This is a genomic window from Acinetobacter sp. YQ_14 (genome assembly GCF_043102985.1).
GTDB lineage: Bacteria > Pseudomonadota > Gammaproteobacteria > Pseudomonadales > Moraxellaceae > Acinetobacter > Acinetobacter venetianus.
The window spans coordinates 408,441-428,600 of record NZ_JBICJJ010000024.1 but is presented as its reverse complement, the minus strand read 5'-3'; the positions used below and the strand labels follow the sequence as shown (position 1 = coordinate 428,600).

General features: G+C 39.2%; 16 protein-coding genes. 8 read left to right on the top strand and 8 right to left on the bottom strand.

Going from position 1 to position 20,160, the window contains the following annotated elements; genetic code table 11:
• Positions 1-57: 57 nt before the first annotated feature.
• Together carB and carA are read right to left on the bottom strand one after the other, a co-directional pair.
• Positions 58-3,291, bottom strand: coding sequence for a carbamoyl-phosphate synthase large subunit (gene carB, locus ACF8D3_RS15215; RefSeq protein ID WP_004878281.1), 3,234 nt, complete (start codon positions 3,289-3,291; stop codon positions 58-60).
• A 14-nt stretch (positions 3,292-3,305) separates the two neighbouring features.
• Positions 3,306-4,445 carry a glutamine-hydrolyzing carbamoyl-phosphate synthase small subunit gene (gene carA, locus ACF8D3_RS15210; protein ID WP_130134495.1) on the bottom strand — a complete coding sequence of 380 codons (1,140 nt, stop codon included), beginning with the start codon at positions 4,443-4,445 and terminating at the stop codon, positions 3,306-3,308.
• Between the two features lie 360 nt (positions 4,446-4,805).
• On the opposite strand from carA, the gene ACF8D3_RS15205 reads away from it, so the two are divergent.
• On the top strand, positions 4,806-5,417 hold the full coding sequence (locus tag ACF8D3_RS15205; protein WP_392472211.1) for a hypothetical protein: 612 nt from the start codon (positions 4,806-4,808) through the stop codon (positions 5,415-5,417).
• Positions 5,418-5,476: 59 nt separating this feature from the next.
• Here ACF8D3_RS15205 and ACF8D3_RS15200 read toward each other — a convergent pair whose 3' ends face one another.
• Both ACF8D3_RS15200 and yhbY read right to left on the bottom strand, forming a co-directional pair.
• Complete coding sequence (locus ACF8D3_RS15200; RefSeq protein WP_392472210.1) at positions 5,477-6,013, bottom strand: DOMON-like domain-containing protein; 537 nt, start codon at positions 6,011-6,013, stop codon at positions 5,477-5,479.
• 5 nt (positions 6,014-6,018) lie between these two features.
• Positions 6,019-6,345, bottom strand: coding sequence for a ribosome assembly RNA-binding protein YhbY (gene yhbY, locus ACF8D3_RS15195; protein ID WP_004878285.1), 327 nt, complete (start codon positions 6,343-6,345; stop codon positions 6,019-6,021).
• A 230-nt stretch (positions 6,346-6,575) separates the two neighbouring features.
• On the opposite strand from yhbY, the gene rlmE reads away from it, so the two are divergent.
• The 6 genes from rlmE to ACF8D3_RS15165 all read left to right on the top strand — a co-directional run bounded on the left by rlmE (position 6,576) and on the right by ACF8D3_RS15165 (position 13,474).
• On the top strand, positions 6,576-7,226 hold the full coding sequence (rlmE, locus tag ACF8D3_RS15190) for a 23S rRNA (uridine(2552)-2'-O)-methyltransferase RlmE (protein WP_004878286.1): 651 nt from the start codon (positions 6,576-6,578) through the stop codon (positions 7,224-7,226).
• Positions 7,227-7,363: 137 nt separating this feature from the next.
• Positions 7,364-9,259, top strand: a complete 1,896-nt coding sequence (gene ftsH, locus ACF8D3_RS15185) for an ATP-dependent zinc metalloprotease FtsH (RefSeq protein WP_004878287.1) — start codon at positions 7,364-7,366, stop codon at positions 9,257-9,259.
• A 133-nt stretch (positions 9,260-9,392) separates the two neighbouring features.
• A complete protein-coding gene (gene folP / locus ACF8D3_RS15180; protein ID WP_007483049.1) occupies positions 9,393-10,247 on the top strand; it encodes a dihydropteroate synthase in 855 nt (284 codons plus the stop codon).
• Positions 10,248-10,372: 125 nt separating this feature from the next.
• Positions 10,373-11,998, top strand: coding sequence for a VWA domain-containing protein (locus ACF8D3_RS15175; protein ID WP_312101958.1), 1,626 nt, complete (start codon positions 10,373-10,375; stop codon positions 11,996-11,998).
• A gap of 85 nt (positions 11,999-12,083) precedes the next feature.
• Entirely contained in the window at positions 12,084-12,992 is a 909-nt protein-coding gene (locus tag ACF8D3_RS15170; RefSeq protein ID WP_392472209.1) for a pyridoxal-phosphate dependent enzyme, read from the top strand.
• Positions 12,993-13,159: 167 nt separating this feature from the next.
• On the top strand, positions 13,160-13,474 hold the full coding sequence (locus ACF8D3_RS15165; protein WP_061518987.1) for a DUF5713 family protein: 315 nt from the start codon (positions 13,160-13,162) through the stop codon (positions 13,472-13,474).
• 32 nt (positions 13,475-13,506) lie between these two features.
• Here ACF8D3_RS15165 and ACF8D3_RS15160 read toward each other — a convergent pair whose 3' ends face one another.
• A complete protein-coding gene (locus ACF8D3_RS15160; protein ID WP_312101966.1) occupies positions 13,507-15,090 on the bottom strand; it encodes a CocE/NonD family hydrolase in 1,584 nt (527 codons plus the stop codon).
• 113 nt (positions 15,091-15,203) lie between these two features.
• Complete coding sequence (locus tag ACF8D3_RS15155; protein WP_392472208.1) at positions 15,204-16,154, bottom strand: DMT family transporter; 951 nt, start codon at positions 16,152-16,154, stop codon at positions 15,204-15,206.
• Positions 16,155-16,559: 405 nt separating this feature from the next.
• Between ACF8D3_RS15155 and pnuC the strand changes: the two genes are divergently transcribed.
• Positions 16,560-17,138, top strand: a complete 579-nt coding sequence (gene pnuC, locus ACF8D3_RS15150) for a nicotinamide riboside transporter PnuC (protein WP_312101972.1) — start codon at positions 16,560-16,562, stop codon at positions 17,136-17,138.
• A 35-nt stretch (positions 17,139-17,173) separates the two neighbouring features.
• Here the strand turns inward: pnuC and ACF8D3_RS15145 are convergent, their stop codons facing one another.
• The gene (locus ACF8D3_RS15145; RefSeq protein ID WP_312101975.1) at positions 17,174-18,310 is read right to left on the bottom strand and encodes a glycerophosphodiester phosphodiesterase; all 1,137 of its coding nucleotides are present in this window, start codon (positions 18,308-18,310) and stop codon (positions 17,174-17,176) included.
• Between the two features lie 170 nt (positions 18,311-18,480).
• A complete protein-coding gene (locus ACF8D3_RS15140) occupies positions 18,481-20,094 on the bottom strand; it encodes a phosphoethanolamine transferase (RefSeq protein ID WP_004878297.1) in 1,614 nt (537 codons plus the stop codon).
• Between the last annotated feature and the right edge of the window lie 66 nt (positions 20,095-20,160).

Genomic DNA, 20,160 nt, shown 5'->3' with positions numbered 1-20,160 from the left:
ATTAAAAAAAAGAAAAAGCCCGCCACCGATAAGGTGACGGGACTTATCGGTAGAGAATTAACCTACAGTTTGTAAATCTTGCAAGCGGTATACATCCATTGGCAATTTCACAGCAAATGCTTGGCAAACTGCTTCAGCACCGTTGATTGTCGTTGTGTAATACACTTTGCCTTGGAGGGCAGCACGACGAATCATCGCTGAATCATACTGAGCTTGTTTGCCTTCAGTTGTGTTGACAATAAGATGAATTTCACCATTTTTCAAGCGGTCTACAATATGAGGGCGACCTTCAGTGACTTTATTCACTGCTTCGCACTCTAAACCAGCTGCTTGAAGTACTTGGTAAGTACCATTAGTTGCAACAAGTTTGAAGCCATAAGCAATTAACTTTTGAGCAATGTCAGTAATGTATTTCTTATCTGATTCACGAACAGACAAGAATGCATGTTTAACTTCGCCTTCAGTTGGTAAGCCAGGCAAACGTTCATTTGACCCCAACACTGCTTTATAGAATGCTTCACCAAATGTATGACCTACACCCATTACTTCACCTGTCGATTTCATCTCAGGGCCAAGCATTGGGTCAACACCAGGGAATTTAGCGAATGGGAACACCGCTTCTTTCACTGCAAAACGTGTTGGGATAATTTCTTTAGTGAAACCTTGAGATTCAAGTGATTGACCCGCCATACAACGAGCTGCAACTTTTGCCAAAGATTCACCAATACATTTAGACACGAATGGAACCGTACGTGATGCACGTGGGTTTACTTCGAGTACGTAAATGTCATTGCCTTTTACAGCAAACTGAACGTTCATTAAACCAACAACGCCAAGTTCTTTAGCCATTGCTACCGTTTGACGACGCATTTCATCCTGAACTTCTTGTGAAAGAGAGTAAGGAGGAATCGAACATGCAGAGTCACCTGAGTGAATACCTGCTTGTTCAATGTGTTGCATGATACCGCCGATTACAACATCTTTACCGTCAGATACGCAGTCTACGTCAACTTCAGTCGCATCATCTAGGAAACGGTCAAGTAGGACAGGTGCTTCATTAGATGCTTGTACTGCTTCACGAAGGTAGCGTTTAAGCTCTTCTTCGTTATATACGATTTCCATTGCACGACCACCTAATACATAAGATGGACGAACAACCAGTGGATAGCCCACTTTCGCCGCTTCTGAAATACCTTCTTCAGCAGATTTTACGATGCTGTTATTTGGTTGACGGAGCTGTAAACGTTGAATCATCTGTTGGAAACGTTCACGGTCTTCAGCACGGTCAATCGCATCTGGTGATGTACCAATGATTGGCGTACCAGCTTCTTCTAAAGCACGAGCCAATTTCAATGGAGTCTGACCACCATATTGTACGATTACGCCTTTAGGCTTCTCAGTACGTACGATTTCCAGTACATCTTCCAGTGTTACAGGTTCGAAGTATAAACGATCAGATGTGTCATAATCGGTAGAAACTGTTTCAGGGTTACAGTTCACCATGATAGTTTCGTAACCGTCATCACGCATTGCAAGCGCAGCGTGTACACAGCAGTAATCAAACTCAATACCTTGACCAATACGGTTAGGACCACCACCAATCACCATGATCTTGTCACGATTAGATGGATTTGCTTCACATTCTTCATCGTAAGTTGAATACATATATGCTGTACCTGATTCAAATTCAGCAGCACATGTATCAACACGTTTGTAAACAGGATATACACCCAAGTTCCAACGTTGTTTACGGAATTGCTTTTGTGAAATACCCATTAAGTTCGCAATGCGAAGGTCCGATAAACCTTTACGTTTGAATGAACGGATATTGTCAGCATTCAAGTCACCAAAACCTAAAGCTTTTACTTGAGCTTCTGTTTTAATGATGTCTTCGATTTGAATTAAGAACCAACGGTCAATTTTTGTTGCTTCAAATACGTCATCTAAAGAGAAACCGTGGCGGAATGCATCAGCAACGTACCAAATACGCTCTGGGCCAGGCACTTTAAGTTCTTTTAAGATGATGTCTTTGGCATTGGCTGTACCTGCTTCAACTTTTTCATCAAAGCCACATACACCAACTTCAAGACCGCGAAGTGCTTTTTGTACAGATTCTTGGAAGTTACGACCAATCGCCATTACTTCACCCACAGATTTCATCTGAGTGGTTAATACTGGCTCAGCTTGTGGGAACTTTTCGAAGTTGAAACGTGGAATCTTCGTTACAACATAGTCAATCGATGGTTCGAAAGATGCTGGTGTTACGCCGCCAGTGATGTCATTTTTCAATTCATCAAGGGTGTAACCGACTGCAAGTTTCGCCGCGATTTTTGCAATCGGGAAACCTGTTGCTTTAGATGCAAGCGCAGATGAACGTGATACACGTGGGTTCATCTCAATCACGACCATGCGACCGTCTTTCGGGTTAATGCCGAACTGAACGTTTGAACCACCTGTTTCAACACCGATTTCACGAAGAACTGCAACAGATGCATTACGCATCAATTGATATTCTTTGTCTGTCAATGTTTGCGCAGGAGCTACAGTGATTGAGTCACCTGTGTGAACGCCCATTGGGTCAAAGTTTTCGATCGCACATACGATGATACAGTTGTCGTTTTTGTCACGAACAACTTCCATTTCGTATTCTTTCCAACCAATCAATGATTCATCAATCAATAATTGGTGAGTAGGAGAGAGGTCAAAACCACGTTCACAGATTTCAAGGAATTCTTCACGGTTATAAGCGATACCACCACCAGAACCACCCATCGTAAATGATGGACGAATGATGACAGGGAAACCGAAACCAGCTTGGATAGCTAAAGCTTCTTCCATTGTTTCAGCGATAGCAGCTTTTGGACATTCCAAACCGATTTTGCGCATTGCGATATCGAAAAGTTTACGGTCTTCCGCTTTTTCGATTGCATCTTTACTCGCGCCGATCAATTCAACATTGTATTTTTCTAAAATACCGTGCTCATCTAATGCAAGCGCACAGTTCAATGCAGTTTGACCACCCATAGTAGGAAGGACTGCATCTGGACGCTCTTTTTCGATGATTTGAGCAACAGTCTGCCAAGTGATTGGCTCGATATAAGTTGCATCCGCCATTGAAGGGTCAGTCATGATGGTCGCTGGGTTAGAGTTTACCAAAATAACGCGGTAACCTTCTTCACGAAGCGCTTTACATGCTTGCGCACCTGAATAGTCAAACTCACACGCCTGACCAATGACAATCGGACCAGCACCAATAATTAAGATGCTTTTAATATCCGTACGTTTAGGCATTATTCGCTCCTTAATTACTTCTTAGCTGCTTCGATAAGTTCGATGAAATGATCGAACAATGGGGCACAGTCATGTGGACCAGGACTTGCTTCAGGATGACCTTGGAAGCTAAATGCTGGTTTGTCAGTGCGATGAATACCTTGGTTTGTACCATCAAACAGTGAGCGATGTGTCACTTTTAAGTTTGCAGGTAAAGTATTTTCATCGACAGCAAAGCCATGGTTTTGAGAAGTAATCATCACTGTACCATTCTCAAGGTTTTGTACAGGATGGTTAGCGCCGTGGTGACCATGATTCATTTTCATCGTCTTCGCACCAGAAGCAAGTGCTAGGATTTGATGACCTAAACAAATACCGAATACAGGTAAGTTTGTTGTATCAACCAGTGTTTTAACTGCTTCAATTGCATAGTCACATGCTGCTGGATCACCAGGACCATTTGACAAGAACACGCCGTCTGGATTTAACGCCAAAACTTTTTCAATTGGTGTTTGTGCAGGAACAACTGTTAATTTACAACCGCGGTCTGCAAGCATACGTAAGATGTTGGTTTTGACACCATAATCGTATGCAACTACATGGTATTTTAATTCTGGTTGAGTGAAGCCATTCCCTAAAGTCCATGAACCTTCAGTCCATTCAAAGCCTTCAGGATCACAACATTCTTTCGCAAGATCTAAACCAGTTAAACCACCGAATTCACGTGCTTTCGCAATTGCTTCTTCTTCTGTGATATTTTCACCAGCAAGGATGCAACCATTTTGTGCACCTTTGTCGCGTAAAATACGAGTCAACTTACGTGTGTCGATGTCAGCGATAGCAACAACATTGTGTTGCTCTAAATATTCGCTTAATGATTGTTCAGAACGGAAGTTGCTATGTAATAAAGGAAGATCACGAATAATCAAACCATTCGCCCATACTTTATGGATGCGACCTGATTCAACGTCTTCGCTATTACAGCCTGTATTTCCAATATGAGGATAAGTCAACGTCACAATTTGTTGCGCATAACTAGGGTCAGTCAAGATTTCTTGATAACCAGTCATTGCAGTATTAAAAACGACTTCACCAGTCGTACATCCCGATGCACCGATAGACGTTCCTTTAAAGACCGTTCCATCTGCGAGGGCTAAAATGGCGGGGGTGCTCAAACCAAAGCTCCTGAACTAAAACCACAAAAATAAGGCTGTAAAAAAGCGAGAAGACATAAAAAAAGGCAGGCTGTCTATTAAAAACATGCCCCTCCTTCCAGTCTGCTCGCTTGTAACTTAACAGCGCATTATACGCATGAGAACGTGAAAAGTCTATGTGTTTTATTTATAAAATCAGGAATTGGTCGAATTCTCTTAAAAGCTTAAGTACAAATCTGTCTATTGCCAAATAACTCATTCTTTTATCGGCATCGTGAGATATTATGCAAATTGTCTAACAATTTTTTATTGGTCCAACTAGAAAGAGCTTTATCTTATATTAAGCCAAAAAATCAACAATCAATAATGAGGGGAACCAACATGGCTGAGAATCAAAACGCTGTAGCTGCAACTGAAGAAGTGAAAGAAGCTGTTGTTGAAAAAACAACAAAGGCTAAAGAAACTGTTGCTGCGAAAACAGCTGAAGTGAAAGAAGTTGTCGCTGAAAAGACTGCTGAGGTGAAAGAAGTGGTTGCAGAAAAAACAGCAAAAGCAAAAGAAGTTGTTGCTGAGAAAACTGCTAAGGCGAAAGAAGTGATTGCTGAAACTCAAGAACAAGCAAAGGAAGTGATCACAGAAACTCAAGAGCAGGTAAAAGAAGCACTTGCTGAAACTCAAGAGAAAATCGAGGCGGAAGCTAAAGAGTTAAATCAAAATATTCAAGGTCAACTTGCTCAAATCAAGCAAGACCTTTTAGAGCGTATTGAAGTGATAAAAACTCAACTTAATTCTTCACAAGGTAACTTGGTTGAATTAACAAATGCATTAAAAACTGAGTTAAATGCTTTAATCGAAGATTTAACTAAAGTAAGTAAAGAATTAAAAGATGACATCAGCCAAATCTCTGTGAAACATAAAGATACTTTGGTTGGCAGCTTTAAACGTACTAAAGAGCAAGCGGTTGAAGCTTGGAATAAAGTTCGTGCAAGCTAATTCTGTACTTTAGTGGTAAGTTAAAAAAAGCGAGAAAGTCTTTTCTCGCTTTTTTATTTTTAGAATTGGTGTAGCCAATCGCGCTTATTATGAAAATCAGCTTGAGGGCTGCTATGTTGCATTGCAAAATAATGCATACCTTGTGTGGTATTCAATACAGCATTTAAACCAAGATAGAGATCAGCCCACTTTAATTGGTGCTGTCGCATAAATTGAGATAAATCTAAACTTACATTCAACCCATAATGGGTACGTTGTAAATGATTTAATTCAATGTCATATGCTGCGAGGGGCGGCATCTCTTCTGGAAAACGATATTCTTCAAATTGATAAACTTGCCAAGCTTGAGATGGGGAAAGATTAATTTCACGATAAAAATCTTGATCTTTCACACCAATAAAAATTTCAAAGCAAGTTTGTTCCCATAAATAGTCTTGGCGTGGATGTGCTGCAATTTGTTCTGGGTAAATTAAAAACTGATTGGGATCTCGTACCCAAAAGCCAATATTTAACGTGGCTGGGGTCTCTTGCTCAATTGCTCCAACGACAGTAATGGCACTGAAGCGATCGAAAGCGGAAAGTTCATAACTTGCCATTGATCTTACTTATTACTTAAATGAGCAAAGCGAACTAAGTTAGAAAGATGTTGGTTTTGTTTTGCAGCTTTTTTATAAAGCAAAACAATTTTACCGATTTTCTGTACAGATTCTGCGCCAGTTGCTTCAACAATCGCATCAATGACAGCGGCGCGAGCATCACGATCTTCACCAGCAATTTTCACCTTGATTAATTCGTGATCATTAAGTGCACGATTTGTCTCTTCAATGACGCTTTCTGTAAGACCTTGGCTGCCAATCATTACAACTGGGTTAAGTGCATGACCAATTTGACGTAAACGTTTACGTTCATGGATAGATAAAGCCGCCATTAAAAATACCTGATTGGAAAAACGACTTAGTATAACTTGCATCCCGAATCTTAGATAGATTTAGCATGCCAGCATGTAGAATAAATTGTGTGAAAACACACTTGGAATCATCAATTATACTTATCGGAAAAAATCTGTAAAACTTCGTGTGAATGAAGTACATCCGTACTGTAATGAGAGTAATTTTCACGTACAATGACTTATCAGAAGTTTTTTTAATTTAGTGAGTTATGGCGACACGCATTACCAATCAAAAATTGTCTAAAAGCAGTCGTGCATGGATGAGAGAGCACTTAGATGACCCGTTTGTGAAAAAGGCACAAAAGGAGGGCTATCGTGCTCGGGCAGCGTATAAGCTACTCGAAATCCAAGAAAAATATAGAATGATCAAACCTGGTATGACGGTGGTTGACTTAGGTGCAGCACCAGGAAGTTGGTCTCAAATCGCTGGTAAATTAGTCGGTGCAAATGGCTTAGTCATTGCCTCTGATATTTTAGCAATGGATGCACTTCCAGATGTGACCTTTTTACAAGGTGACTTCCGAGAAGAAGAAGTTTTTGAAAAATTGTTAAATATTTTAAATGGGCGTCAAGTAGACATTGTAATTTCTGATATGGCCCCCAATACATCAGGTAATAGGGCTGTTGATCAACCTCGTCAAATTTACTTATGTGAATTGGCTTTGGATTTTGCTCAGAAAGTATTAGGACCAAACGGACAGTTTGTGGTTAAAGTGTTCCAAGGTTCTGGTTTTGATGAGTTCAGAAAACAAGTGGTCGATAGTTTTGATGTATTAAAAACAGCCAAACCTGCGGCTTCACGTGCGCGATCAAAAGAGGTTTTTTTGATTGGGCAAGGTCGTAAAAAGGCATTGCAATAAAAAGTGTACTTGCCAAGTTGTTAAAAATTGTGCATTTTGTACCTTTTAAGTTTTTTGCAACGCAAATTCATTGCTGTTTTTGTGAAGGTCAGCCAAGATTAGGTATGATCAAATTAGATTGATATGGGAATAAAGCCTTGAGCGATTACTTCAAGAATGCCGTATTGTGGCTCATCATACTCGGTGTTCTGATTTTGATTTTTAGCAACGTCAGTGACCGCAATAAACCTGCAGCGATGAAATACTCAGATTTCGTGGCAGCGGTGAATGCTGGGCAGATTAAACAAGTCACAATTGACGGTTTAAATATTAGTGGTGAAAAATCCAATGGTTCTTCTTTCGAAACGGTTCGTCCACAAGTAGAAGACACTGAATTGCTACCAAGCTTGAATAAACAAAATGTAGTGGTTGAGGGTACAGCGCCGCAACGTCAAGGCATTTTGATGCAACTTCTCATTGCGAGCTTCCCAGTCTTACTTATTATCCTATTATTCATGTTCTTCATGCGTAATATGGGTGGTGGTGCTGGCGGCAAAAATGGCCCTATGAGTTTTGGTAAATCAAAAGCAAAAATGTTATCTGAAGATCAAATTAAGTTAACGTTTAGTGATGTTGCTGGTTGTGATGAAGCAAAACAAGAAGTGGTTGAAATCGTTGATTTCTTAAAAGACCCTGCCAAATTTAAACGTCTTGGTGCGACCATTCCCCGTGGTGTATTGATGGTTGGCCCTCCAGGTACAGGTAAAACATTATTAGCAAAAGCAATTGCTGGTGAAGCTAAAGTACCTTTCTTCAGTATCTCTGGTTCTGACTTTGTCGAAATGTTCGTTGGTGTTGGTGCATCGCGTGTTCGTGATATGTTTGAACAAGCGAAACGCCATGCACCTTGTATCATCTTTATTGATGAGATTGATGCTGTTGGTCGTCATCGTGGTTCAGGTACAGGTGGTGGTCATGATGAGCGTGAGCAAACCTTAAACCAAATGCTTGTTGAGATGGATGGTTTTGAAGGCAATGAAGGCGTTATCGTGATTGCTGCGACTAACCGCGTAGATGTTCTTGATAAAGCATTACTTCGTCCAGGTCGTTTTGACCGTCAAGTGATGGTTGGTTTACCAGACATACGTGGTCGTGAGCAAATTTTAAATGTTCACTTGAAGAAGCTTCCGTCTGTAACTGGTGTTGATGTTAAAGTCCTTGCCCGTGGTACACCTGGTTTCTCTGGCGCACAACTAGCAAACTTAGTGAACGAAGCTGCATTGTTTGCTGCTCGCCGTAATAAAAACACGGTCGATATGCATGACTTTGAGGATGCAAAAGACAAAATCTACATGGGGCCAGAACGTAAGTCGATGGTCATCCGTGAAGAAGAACGTCGTGCGACGGCTTACCATGAAGCGGGACATGCGATTGTTGCTGAAATTTTACCGGGTACAGACCCTGTGCATAAAGTTACTATTATGCCACGTGGTTGGGCGCTTGGTGTGACATGGCAGCTTCCAGAACAAGATCAAACGAGCCACTATAAAGATAAGATGTTGAATGAACTTTCAATCTTGTTTGGTGGTCGTATTGCTGAAGAAGTCTTCATCAATCAAATGTCGACCGGCGCATCGAATGACTTTGAACGTGCAACGAAAATGGCGCGTGCAATGGTTACGAAATACGGTATGTCAGATAAACTTGGCGTAATGGTCTATGAAGATGAAAACCAAAATGGTTTCTTTGGTAATGTTGGTAGCCGTACGATTTCGGAAGCAACGCAACAAAAAGTTGATGAAGAAGTTCGTCGTATATTAGATGAACAATATAAGGTTGCGCGTGATATCTTGGAAAATAATAAAGATATCGCACATGCAATGGTAAAAGCCTTGATGGAATGGGAAACGATTGATCGTGACCAAATCCGAGACATCATGGAAGGTCGTGAACCACAACCACCGAAAGTGTATGTTGCTGAGAACCCTGTGGCTGAATTTGAACCACCTAAAGATGGTCCATCTACACCACCACCTTTGCCAGCAATGGGCTAATATTCGTTGTAATAAAAAGAGCGGCTTCGGTCGCTCTTTTTTTGTTTGGATTTTAGACTAAGTTGAAAATAAATCAGTCATGACAGGCATTATCTGTTGTTAAAATACCATCATTAAAGTGTGGAGAGTTTTGATGCAGTTGATGCCATTACCACAGCGACAATTACAAGGTGGTCGTTTTACATTAGATTTATCGCAACCTCATGTTATGGGAATCTTGAATGTAACGCCTGATTCATTTAGTGATGGCGGGCAGCATCATCAAAAAGACCAAGCTGTTAAACATGCTTTGCAGATGATGGCTGATGGTGCAACTATTATTGATATTGGTGGAGAGTCAACACGTCCTAATGCATCAGCTGTTGAAGTTGAAGAAGAGATACGCCGTGTCATTCCTGTCGTAGAAGCACTTTCAAAATACGATGTGGTGATGTCAATTGATACCAGTCAACCAGAGGTTATCCGTGCGGCTGTTGATGCTGGTGCGCATATTTGGAATGATGTACGGGCATTAACTCGACCACTGGCTTTAGAAACAGCAGCTGACTTGAATATTCCTGTCGTGCTGATGCACATGCGTGGTGAACCCACTAATATGAATCAGTTGGATCAATATCAAGATGTGACTGAAGATGTGATTCAAGAGTTACAACAACGTCTTGATCAAGCGCTTGCAGTAGGTATTAAAGTTGAAAATATTATCCTTGATCCTGGTTTTGGCTTTGCTAAAAATGCACAGCAAAATTTTCAATTGCTGAATGAATTTTGGAAGCTTAATCGAATGGGTTACCCTATTTTATCGGGTTTGTCTCGTAAGCGATTTATTGGTGAGGCGCTAAATGGTATCCCTGCTCAGGAACGTGCTGTGGGGAGTGTGATGGGACATATATTGAGTATTCAGCAAGGTGCAAGCATTGTAAGAGCACATGATGTTAAAGCGACTGTTGATGCAATAAAAGTTTGGCAAGCGATGCTTGTTGCTAAATAAAATTAAAGAGAAATGATGTAGATAAAGATACATACGGACACGGTGTATCTTTATTTTTTTGCTTACAATGCTCTCAATATGACTATTTATTTGAAAATACAAAACAAAATTAGGGGAAATAAGAGATGCAAAAATCAACAAAAGTATTTGGGTTAACGCTACTGAGTTATATGGTTGTGGCATGTAGTAACCCAGCTAAATATAGTGGGATTGCTACTGAGCTTGCGCCGGCACCAGTATCAACTGCAAATTTTGGAGCAGATCGCTCCCGTAAATTAATCGCTCCAACAGCTTATGTTGCTGTAATGCCAAGTATTGAGCGACCGCGATTAGAACAGAATACTGAGAAGTACCAGAAGAATGAGGTCAATCCAGTTCATCGAGTTGCTGATGATGCAATATCTACTTTCAGCATTGATGTTGATACGGGGAGTTATACCAATACTCGCCGTTATTTGAATGATGGGAGGTTACCGCCAGTTGATACAATTCGTGCTGAAGAAATGATTAATTATTTTGATTATCAATATCCGCAACCAAATAGCGTACATCCCTTTTCTGTGATCACTGAAACGGTTGATTCACCGTGGAAAGAACATGCCAAGTTGATCAAAATTGGGATTCAAGCCAAAGATTTAAGCACGAAACAATTACCACCTGCTAATTTAGTTTTTCTTGTCGATGTTTCTGGCAGTATGAATGCAGATGATAAGTTACCATTGGTTAAACAAACCTTAAGAATATTGACAGAACAATTACGCCCACAGGACAAAGTGACGATTATCACTTATGCGAGTGGGGAAAAGTTAGTACTTGAGCCGACATCAGGTGAGCAGAAAGATAAGATTTTACGTGTGATTAATCAGTTGCAAGCTGGTGGCGCAACGGCTGGTGAGCAGGCGATTCAATTGGCCTATAAAGAAGCAGAGAAAGCGTTTGTTAAAAATGGGATTAATCGAATTTTGTTAGCGACTGATGGTGACTTTAATGTAGGTATTACTGATTTTAATACCTTAAAAGGCATGGTTGCGGAGAAGCGTAAAAGTGGTATTTCATTGACAACGCTCGGCTATGGCACGGGTAATTACAATGAAGAGCTAATGGAACAAATCGCTGATGCTGGTGATGGTAATTACAGCTATATCGATAACAAAAATGAAGCGAAAAAAGTGGTACAACGTCAGCTATCTTCTACGCTGGCAACGGTTGCCCAAGATGTCAAAATACAAGTAGAGTTTAATCCAGCAACTGTCAAAGAATATCGTTTAGTTGGCTATGAAAATCGTATGTTGAAACAAGAGGATTTTAATAACGATAAGGTTGATGCTGGTGATATAGGCGCTGGGCATAATGTCACTGCGATCTATGAAATTATTCCTGTCGGTCAGCAAGGCTGGCTAAATGATTCACGTTATCAAGCACCTATAAAATCGGATACTGCTAAAAAATCTGAATATGCTTTCGTGAATTTACGTTATAAATTGCCAAATCAAGAAAAAAGTATTTTATTGAGTCAAGCGGTTAATGTGAAAAGTAAAACACTCGCCCAAGCCAATAATGACACCCGTTTTGCAATCGCAGTTGCATCATACGCTCAGCAATTAAAAGGTGGTCAGTACAATGGTGCGATGGGCTGGGACCAAATCATCCAGTTAGCCCAACAATCAGCAAAACCTGATCCTTATCAAATGCGTGAAGAGTTTATTGATCTTGCAAAAATTGCTAAGAGTCTCAGTGCCAAACAAAACTAATATTTTGGTCATACAACATGGTCGATTCCTTTTGAGACCGACCATAAATGATTTTTAATTTAATAACCATGAAATGATATTTGATATGAAAACACCGTTGATTAAATCCAGTAAGTTAAGTGAATTAAATAACTGCAATGTTTGGTTGAAAATGGAGTCTTCACAATCAACGGGTTCATTTAAACAACGAAGCATTGGAAATGCTTGCCAAAAATATGTTGAACAGGGGGCTACCAAGTTCATTAGTTCATCTGGTGGTAATGCTGGTATTTCGGTTGCTTACATGGGAAAAGTTTTAAATATTCCTGTAACGGTTGTTGTGCCTAAAACCACATCTCAAAGAGCGATTGACTTGATGTTAAGTGAGGGTGCTGAGGTTATTGTTCATGGTGATTCATGGGTAGATGCCAATGAACTTGCGCTTTCTTTTGTAAATGATCATGCAGTTTATATCCATCCTTTTGATCATCAGTATCTTTGGGATGGTGTTGCTGAAATTGTTGATGAGGTGATTGCTGAAGGCATTCGTCCTACAGCTGTTGTGTTATCTGTTGGTGGTGGCAGTCTAATTTCTGGTATTTCACAAGGCTTGCAAAAGCATCATCTGGATATTCCAATTTACGCCGTAGAAACAGTCGGAACAGCTTCATTGAACACATCCATTCAACTGGGTGAGCATGTCACACTAGATCAAGTTACAGGTATTGCAACGACACTCGCTGCAAAAAAAGTGTGTGAACAAGCTTTTCGTGTTTCTCAAAATAATGATGTGCGTGGACTTACAGTTTCAGATGGGGAAACTGTACGCGCTTGCCTAAAGTTTTTAGATGACCATCGGACACTGGTTGAACCAGCATGCGGTGCTACTTTATCAGTGCTTTATGATCAGAAAATAGCGTTCACTGAAACAGATGATGTACTGGTAATTGTTTGTGGGGGTGCTTCAATTACTTTTGATCAATTATCAAAATATGCTGTTGAATTATCAGTTTAATTTTTGATTTATTTTATAAATTCATCTATCCATTTGAGCGGAAGATGTATCCATTCCATATACGATAATAAAGGTGGTCGGAAACTATCGTTTTTTTTATGTCTAAATATCGTGATTTGTACGAGATTGTGATATAAGCATGGCGTTTTATTGACATATTATTTGTTATGTTTGAAAGTTTACTTCTCCCAATGTTTGACGATGAATATTATCCCGATATTCTGGTTGCTGAAGTCAAACAACATATTCACCAGTTTTCAAAAAAAGTTAGTCGCACTGATTTATCTGAATCAGAAATCTATCGTTTTGCCCATCAGACGATGATTGAAATCAATGAGATGAAACCACAATTTGAAGACTTAGATTCAAGCTTAGATGATACTGCTGCTGACTATATTGCTGAGGCAATGATGATGGTTGTGCAGGATTCAGGTTATCTAGAAATTGAAATGGAAGAGTTGATTGCAAATCGAGAGTGGTAAATGTCACTCTCGATTTTTTAATATAATAATTACTATGGACTTTCTAATTTCCAAAGCTTAGGCATTATAATTTTTCCAGAAACCCATGCCTCAATTTTAGGCTGTTGAATGCTTTGATAATAAATACTTTCAGTATTGATTAACAGACCTAGAGTATCTCCTTGATTAAGCTGTCCATTGACGCTCGGCAATTCAATTTCTTGTTCTGTTGTCGTACCTAATACGATTTGATCATAAGCCTGTTTTTTTGAGGAGTTAAATGGTGCTGTTTGTTCATTTAAAATGTCATATTTTCCAGATGCTTTTGATTTGATAGCAACCGAAATGAACAATGTCGGCGTACTTTGATCTGTAGTTTGCACATTTAATTTGAGTTGAGGTGAGCCAGTAAGTTGAGATGATTCAGTCGAAGTATGAATGGGAATAAACACGGCTTGAGTTGTGGTGGGTTCAATCCATGTTTTGGTTAAAGTGTATTGCTCTGTTGCAGCTAAATCAGCGAGATGTTGAATGGGGCTATCATCCACACATAGTTCAGGAAGAGTTGTATTTGTATTTTGATCTTTCAGTTTTTGATTGAACCAATCCAGTACGGTTTTTTGTAGATCATATTTTTGCTCATTGCCACAGCTGACAGATTTCCCAATATACCAAAATGGTGTGTTACCTGAAGGAGAGCTTTGTGCGAATGGTTGTAAATGACCACCTTGTACACCAATTAAATGAACTTCATGCTGAGCTTGTTGTATACATTGCGCTGCTTTAACGCCTTCATTAAAGGGAAACAACACATCTCTAAATCCTTGGATAATTAGTGCATCTGCTTGAGGTGCTTGATTATGGCTACAGAACCAACTGGCTTGATGTGTTTTTAAAAAGTCATAGGTCGAAGCTTTTAACTGACCTTGTTGGGTGTCGAGATAAGCTTGTTTTAAATCTGGGTCAAATTTATTCCAGTTCCACCAATCACCAATTAAATTAAGAAAGCTAATCCAATTACTTTTTGGAATACCATTGGGTGCAAGGCTATTGACGATGTCATACCATGTCGTAATTGGGACAATCGCTTGTAGGCGAGGGTCAAGAGCGGACGCAAGGTATTGCACGCCGCCAGCATAAGATTCGCCGATCATACCTGCACGAACGCCATTTTGATTTTTTGCTAATTGAGGAAGGTTGTTTTCCGCCCAATTCATGATGCTAATAACGTCTTGAGCTTCTTTTTTAGGATCTGTTAAACGGATTTTGCCCTGACTATTACCATGTCCACGTTGATCATAGCTAATCACCCAATAGCCGTCTTTCCATGCTTTCTTGGCGATTTGTCCTGTTGGAAGTAAGAATCCATACAAGCTCATTTCTGGTCGTTTCATGCGAGATAGACCAAAACCATGCGTATGAATAATTAAAGGAGCATCTTGACCCGCTTTTAACTGAGGTTGGTATACAGTAAAGGCTAAAACTGTACCATCAGGTGTCGTTGTTTTGGCTTGATAATAGCGTTGTTTTAATTCAGTTGTTTGTTTTTGATATGCCGTCGGTTGGATCGTTGCATGAACACAACCTTGTAAAACCAAAAATAAACTAAACCAAATCCATAAAAAATAACGACGCATAGATTCTTTCATCCTTGAGCAAATCTCGAAAAAGCCAATTTAGTTTACTGTGTCAGGGTGAGAGATACTACCAACTGATAGATCATTCTGCTGACCTACCAGTTTTAGATGAGTTAAAGATATTTTGGTCTGTTCCGATATGCATATAAGAATAATCCCAAGCAAAGCAAGACTAATCCTATAACCAGATGTGAGCTTAATCGTTCGTTATTGAAATATATGCCCCAAATGGTTGCCAAAACAGGTGTAAGAATTGTAATGAGCATCACTGTTGTTGGATTGAGCTTTTGAATCAAATGAAAATAGCAAATCATGGCCAAAACTGAGGAAAATAGGGCACTGTACAATACGGCTAAGCCTGTCTGAATACTCGGAAAATGAGTTGGTGCTTCTGAGATAAATAGAGGTAACAGACATAAATAACCTAACCACGACATCAGCGTTGAACCCGTCGTTTGAATAATGGGGTGAATCTCAGCACCAATCTTTGCCACAGCAAACATAGATAAAACATAGAGTAAAACAGCGATAATTTCATACCCAATTCCTAACATATCGAGTTGAATATCATCAGTTCCAATTCCTAATGTAAAAGATAAACCTACAATTGCTAGCGTTAATCCATACCATTGACGTTGTAAAAAATGCTCACGTTTTAAAATCAATACAGATATTAAGCCTGTCCACAAAGGCGCAGTACCATAAATAATAGAAATCATTCCTGATGAAACTTTTGTTGCACCCAGATAGCAAAAAGACATCGAACCAAATAAGCCCAATGCACCTGCTGCATAGCTGATCATCGCTTGTTTAGTCACAATCAATTTAAGTCGAAAATAAAATAGACAAATCAATGCAAGAGGGATCGCGAGACTAAATCGTAGGAATAATCCCCACGCCCAATGAAGTTCTTGCACAGTCAATACCGCTGCTAATGGTGTAAAAGACCAAATGAATACGACTGCAAGAAATTGACCGACTGTAGCAAGGCGAGGGTGAGTAGATACTACAGTCGGTTGTCCCTGTGTTGCTTGAATAAAGTTCTTCTGTTGGGTTTGTGACATGGAAATTCTCCTGTATTAACAAAGTGATTTACTATAAAAAATGGATGTTTAGGCAATAAAAAAGGTCGCTACTGAGGCGACCTTTTTGCAATTGATGTCTTGTTTAAATGGACATCATATCTATGTTTGCAAAGTCTCCTCGCATAAAAATGCAGACACGTCGCCACATTGCATGGATTGAAATGCAATTGGTGAATTGAGTCGGATATTGAGAAGAAACTTTATGGATCAACATGTGTGATATTTAAAATGAATTTAGATTTTTATAGCACAAGCTTTGGTTGAAAAATAGTCGTGTTTGAGAATAAAGTTAAAAATAGAATGATTCAGAAGATAAATTTTAGGATTGCTTAATTTTTGGTTTTTTTCATAATGTGGTGATGTGATTTAGATAGAAGTTTTGTTTTGTCTCCTTTAGAAATTATTGCTGTTGTAATCAGTATCATTGGTGTCGCATTGACGGTGAGACGTAATATGTGGTGTTGGTGGTTTAACTTCGTGGCATTCGTTCTCTATGGTTATCTTTTTTATACGTATAAACTTTATGGCGAGACCATTCTGCAATTTTTCTTCATGGTGATGAATTTCTACGGTTTTTATTATTGGTTGAAAGGGAAACGTGAAGATCACGAAATTCGAATTGAAGCGATTGCTCCACAAACGGTAATCATTCAAATGCTGATCGCTGCAATTGGTGGTTTAATCTTTGGCTTGGTATTAAAGCATTTTACTGATGCGGCAGTGCCGATGTTAGACTCTCAACTTGCTGCTTTTAGCTTACTCGCAACTTATTGGACGAGCCGAAAACATATTGCAACGTGGGTGTTGTGGGTCTTTGTCGATATTATTTATGTGGGCATGTTTATTTATAAGGATTTGTTTTTAACAGCGGCCTTGTATGCAGTTTTTGTTGGATTAGCTGCTTATGGTTGGTGGCAATGGGAACAAGTAAAACAAAAGCAATTCGCGGCTTCACACCAATAAGAAAAGGGCAGTTTAACTGCCCTTTTAAGTCAAGATTATTGTTTCTGAGTTGATAAATAGTTTTGAACTGCTTTACGACCAATCGCAGGATCATCCGTAAAGAAGCCATCTACACCAGCTTTAAAGTAAAGCTGCATTTCTTTGATTGAGCCTGTTTCACAACGTTCATCTGCTTTTGAACTACATTTAAGAGAGTCAGGTAAAAAGTTGTTTTCTGGGCGGAAAGTATAAGGGTGAACTTTTAGTCCAACATCATGTGCATCTTTAATAAATGATGTGGTTTCGGTCATCGCCGCATCTTTAAAGACATAGACTTTCCATGGCCCAACGCCATTGGCGTAGCTTGATACATTTTTTAAGCCTTGAGCCGTTGCCATATCGCCGTAAGTTGTTGGGTTTTCAGCTGCAACGTAATCCGCTGGACGCGCAGTTTGTTCATCATATAGCTGAATGAGTTGTGCATGTTTCACACTTTTATGGAGATCAAGCTGCTGTTTTAGATATTTTAAATTGCCCACTTCAAATGACTGTAAGTAAATCGGTGCAATGTCTCGCGTATACTGATACTTTGCCAGTGTTTGTAGCAACTTATCTTCCATGCCTAAATTTTGATTTTGGAAATAAGTAGGGTGTTTGGTCTCAATGTACAAACCAATAATTTTTCCAGTTTTCTTATAGTTTGTATTTGCAAGGTCAATGATTTGATCCAATGTTGGAATGTCATATAAATCATTATATTGGGTGTTTTGAGGACGGTACTGTGGGATACGCTCACGCGCTTTTAATTGTTGTAATTCTTTTAGTGTAAAGTCTTCAGTGAACCAGCCTGTTAGTGTAACACCATCAATTACCTTGGTTTTCTTACGATCAGCAAATTCAGGTACATCTGCGACATTAGTTGTTCCACTGATTTCATTTTCATGACGTGCTACTAATACGCCATCTTTAGTCGATACTAAATCTGGTTCGATGAAGTCAGCACCATCATCAATTGCTTTCTGGTAAGACTCAAGTGTATGTTCAGGTCGAAGAGCGCTTGCACCACGATGACCAACCACTAATATTTGGGGAAATTCATAAGTAGGTTGCTTTGAGTTTGAGTGATCGTTGTTATCGTCATTACAACCTACAAGGCTAATTAGGCTAAGACAAATGACTGCTTTTTTTAACATAAATAAGCTCATGCGTTTTTATCAAGCAACTAGTTTGCAAGTGTTTTTTATCAAACGGATGACAAAAAGATGATAGTTTTGTGAAATCTATAGGATTTCTAAGGCGAATAAATAAAAACCGAGCCAATCAGTTTTACCAAAAAATAAAGCTGATTGATGGACTAAATCTTTTAAGATTTATTTTGCCAGTAAGGCCAATTTGCTTCTGGAGTAAAATGATAATTATCATCTTGCCAATAGGATTGATGGCTAGACGATTTATCTTTTAAGCCCATAATGTGCATCAGGTTATTATCTAATTCGGCGGTGTTTAATGTTTTGGTATTATTTACACCTGCGATACGTTGTCTATCCGACCACATAATGACAGGAACTTGATAACCAGCTTTGGTGTTGGGACTATGACCTGCATAGTCGATTTCATGTCCAACCTCATTACCGTGATCGGAAACTACAGTAAATGATCTAAAGTCAGGAATATGATCAGCTTGTAATGTATCCAGAAATTTAGCTAACAAAGAATCTTCGTATAGCACGGCATTGTCATAATCATTTCTTAATGCGCGAATCCAAGGATCAATGTTTCTATTCTTCAGATCTGTTTCAACTAGATCATTACTATCACTGGTAAATTTATTAAAAGCGACTGGATAACGCTCTTGATAATTAGGATGTGCACCAATTAAATGAAGAATGATGAGCTTTTTAGGTGCTGGATCGGCTAAAGCTTGTTGGTAAATTGGAATGAGATTTTCATCTAATGAGGTGCTGCTACGACCTGAACGTTTATTCTTATAAATTGCTTGGTCTGCATAAGAACCGAACAATGATGAAAGGTAACTATCATCTTGGTTACTTAACCAATAAATTTTATAACCTGCTGCACGGGCATATGCTAAAACACTTTCAGGTGAATATTTGTCATGTTCAGCAGCGGGACTTTCAGTAAGTAAAACACGTAAAGCATTAATGGTCGATGGTGATGGAGAAAACGCATTACAAAATACTTTGATTTCTGATAGCCGTTTTTTTAACTCTGGAGTCGTGTCACGAGAATATCCACAAACACCGAGATTTAAACTGGTTAAGCTTTCAGAAACAACCAAGACATGGGTTTGTTTACCTTGAGATTGTCTTGTTTGTATTAGGTTTTTATGTGCACTGACATCCCATTGTTTATGAACATTTTTATGCTGTTTTATACGACCTCTAAAATCCTGAATTTTAGTCTGATAATCACTCCAAAAGACGAATGGATGTACTTTTCGAGACGGTTTCATGATATGGCTTGTCAAGCAGAGTAAAGTCAAGAAAATAATCAGGCTACGGAATAAACGACTTTGCCAAAGCTGCTGAAAATGTTCTGGTTTTACAACTTTATAAATTGCGTAACTATAGAAAGCAATCAGAAGCACTAAGCCAGTGAGTACACCGATTACGGCTACTCGATGAAGCTGTAGAAACTCCCAAATTTCCTGCTGATTAGTATTGGCAATCGCTTCGATTATGAAGTACGCTTCATTATCACTACTAAATAAAAACCAAGTGCTTGATCTTAAGAGTGAATCAAGTAGAAATATGAACCACCAGATCAATGAAAAACACAACCAGTATCTTTTTTTGCGTGAAATGGCTAGATAAATAAAAAGCACGCCAGGTAAGGATAAAAAGCCTAGACGTAAACCGTCTGATAAATTTCCTGCAAAAATGAGCAAACCGCCAGTGATGAGTGCTGGAAGTAGAATAAGTAGCAGAATATTAAAACTTTTTAAGCTGGCCTTCATAAATGCCTAGTAAAATGGGGAGGAGAGAGTTAGGCGTGCTAATATCTGTTTTAGTTGATATGGTGT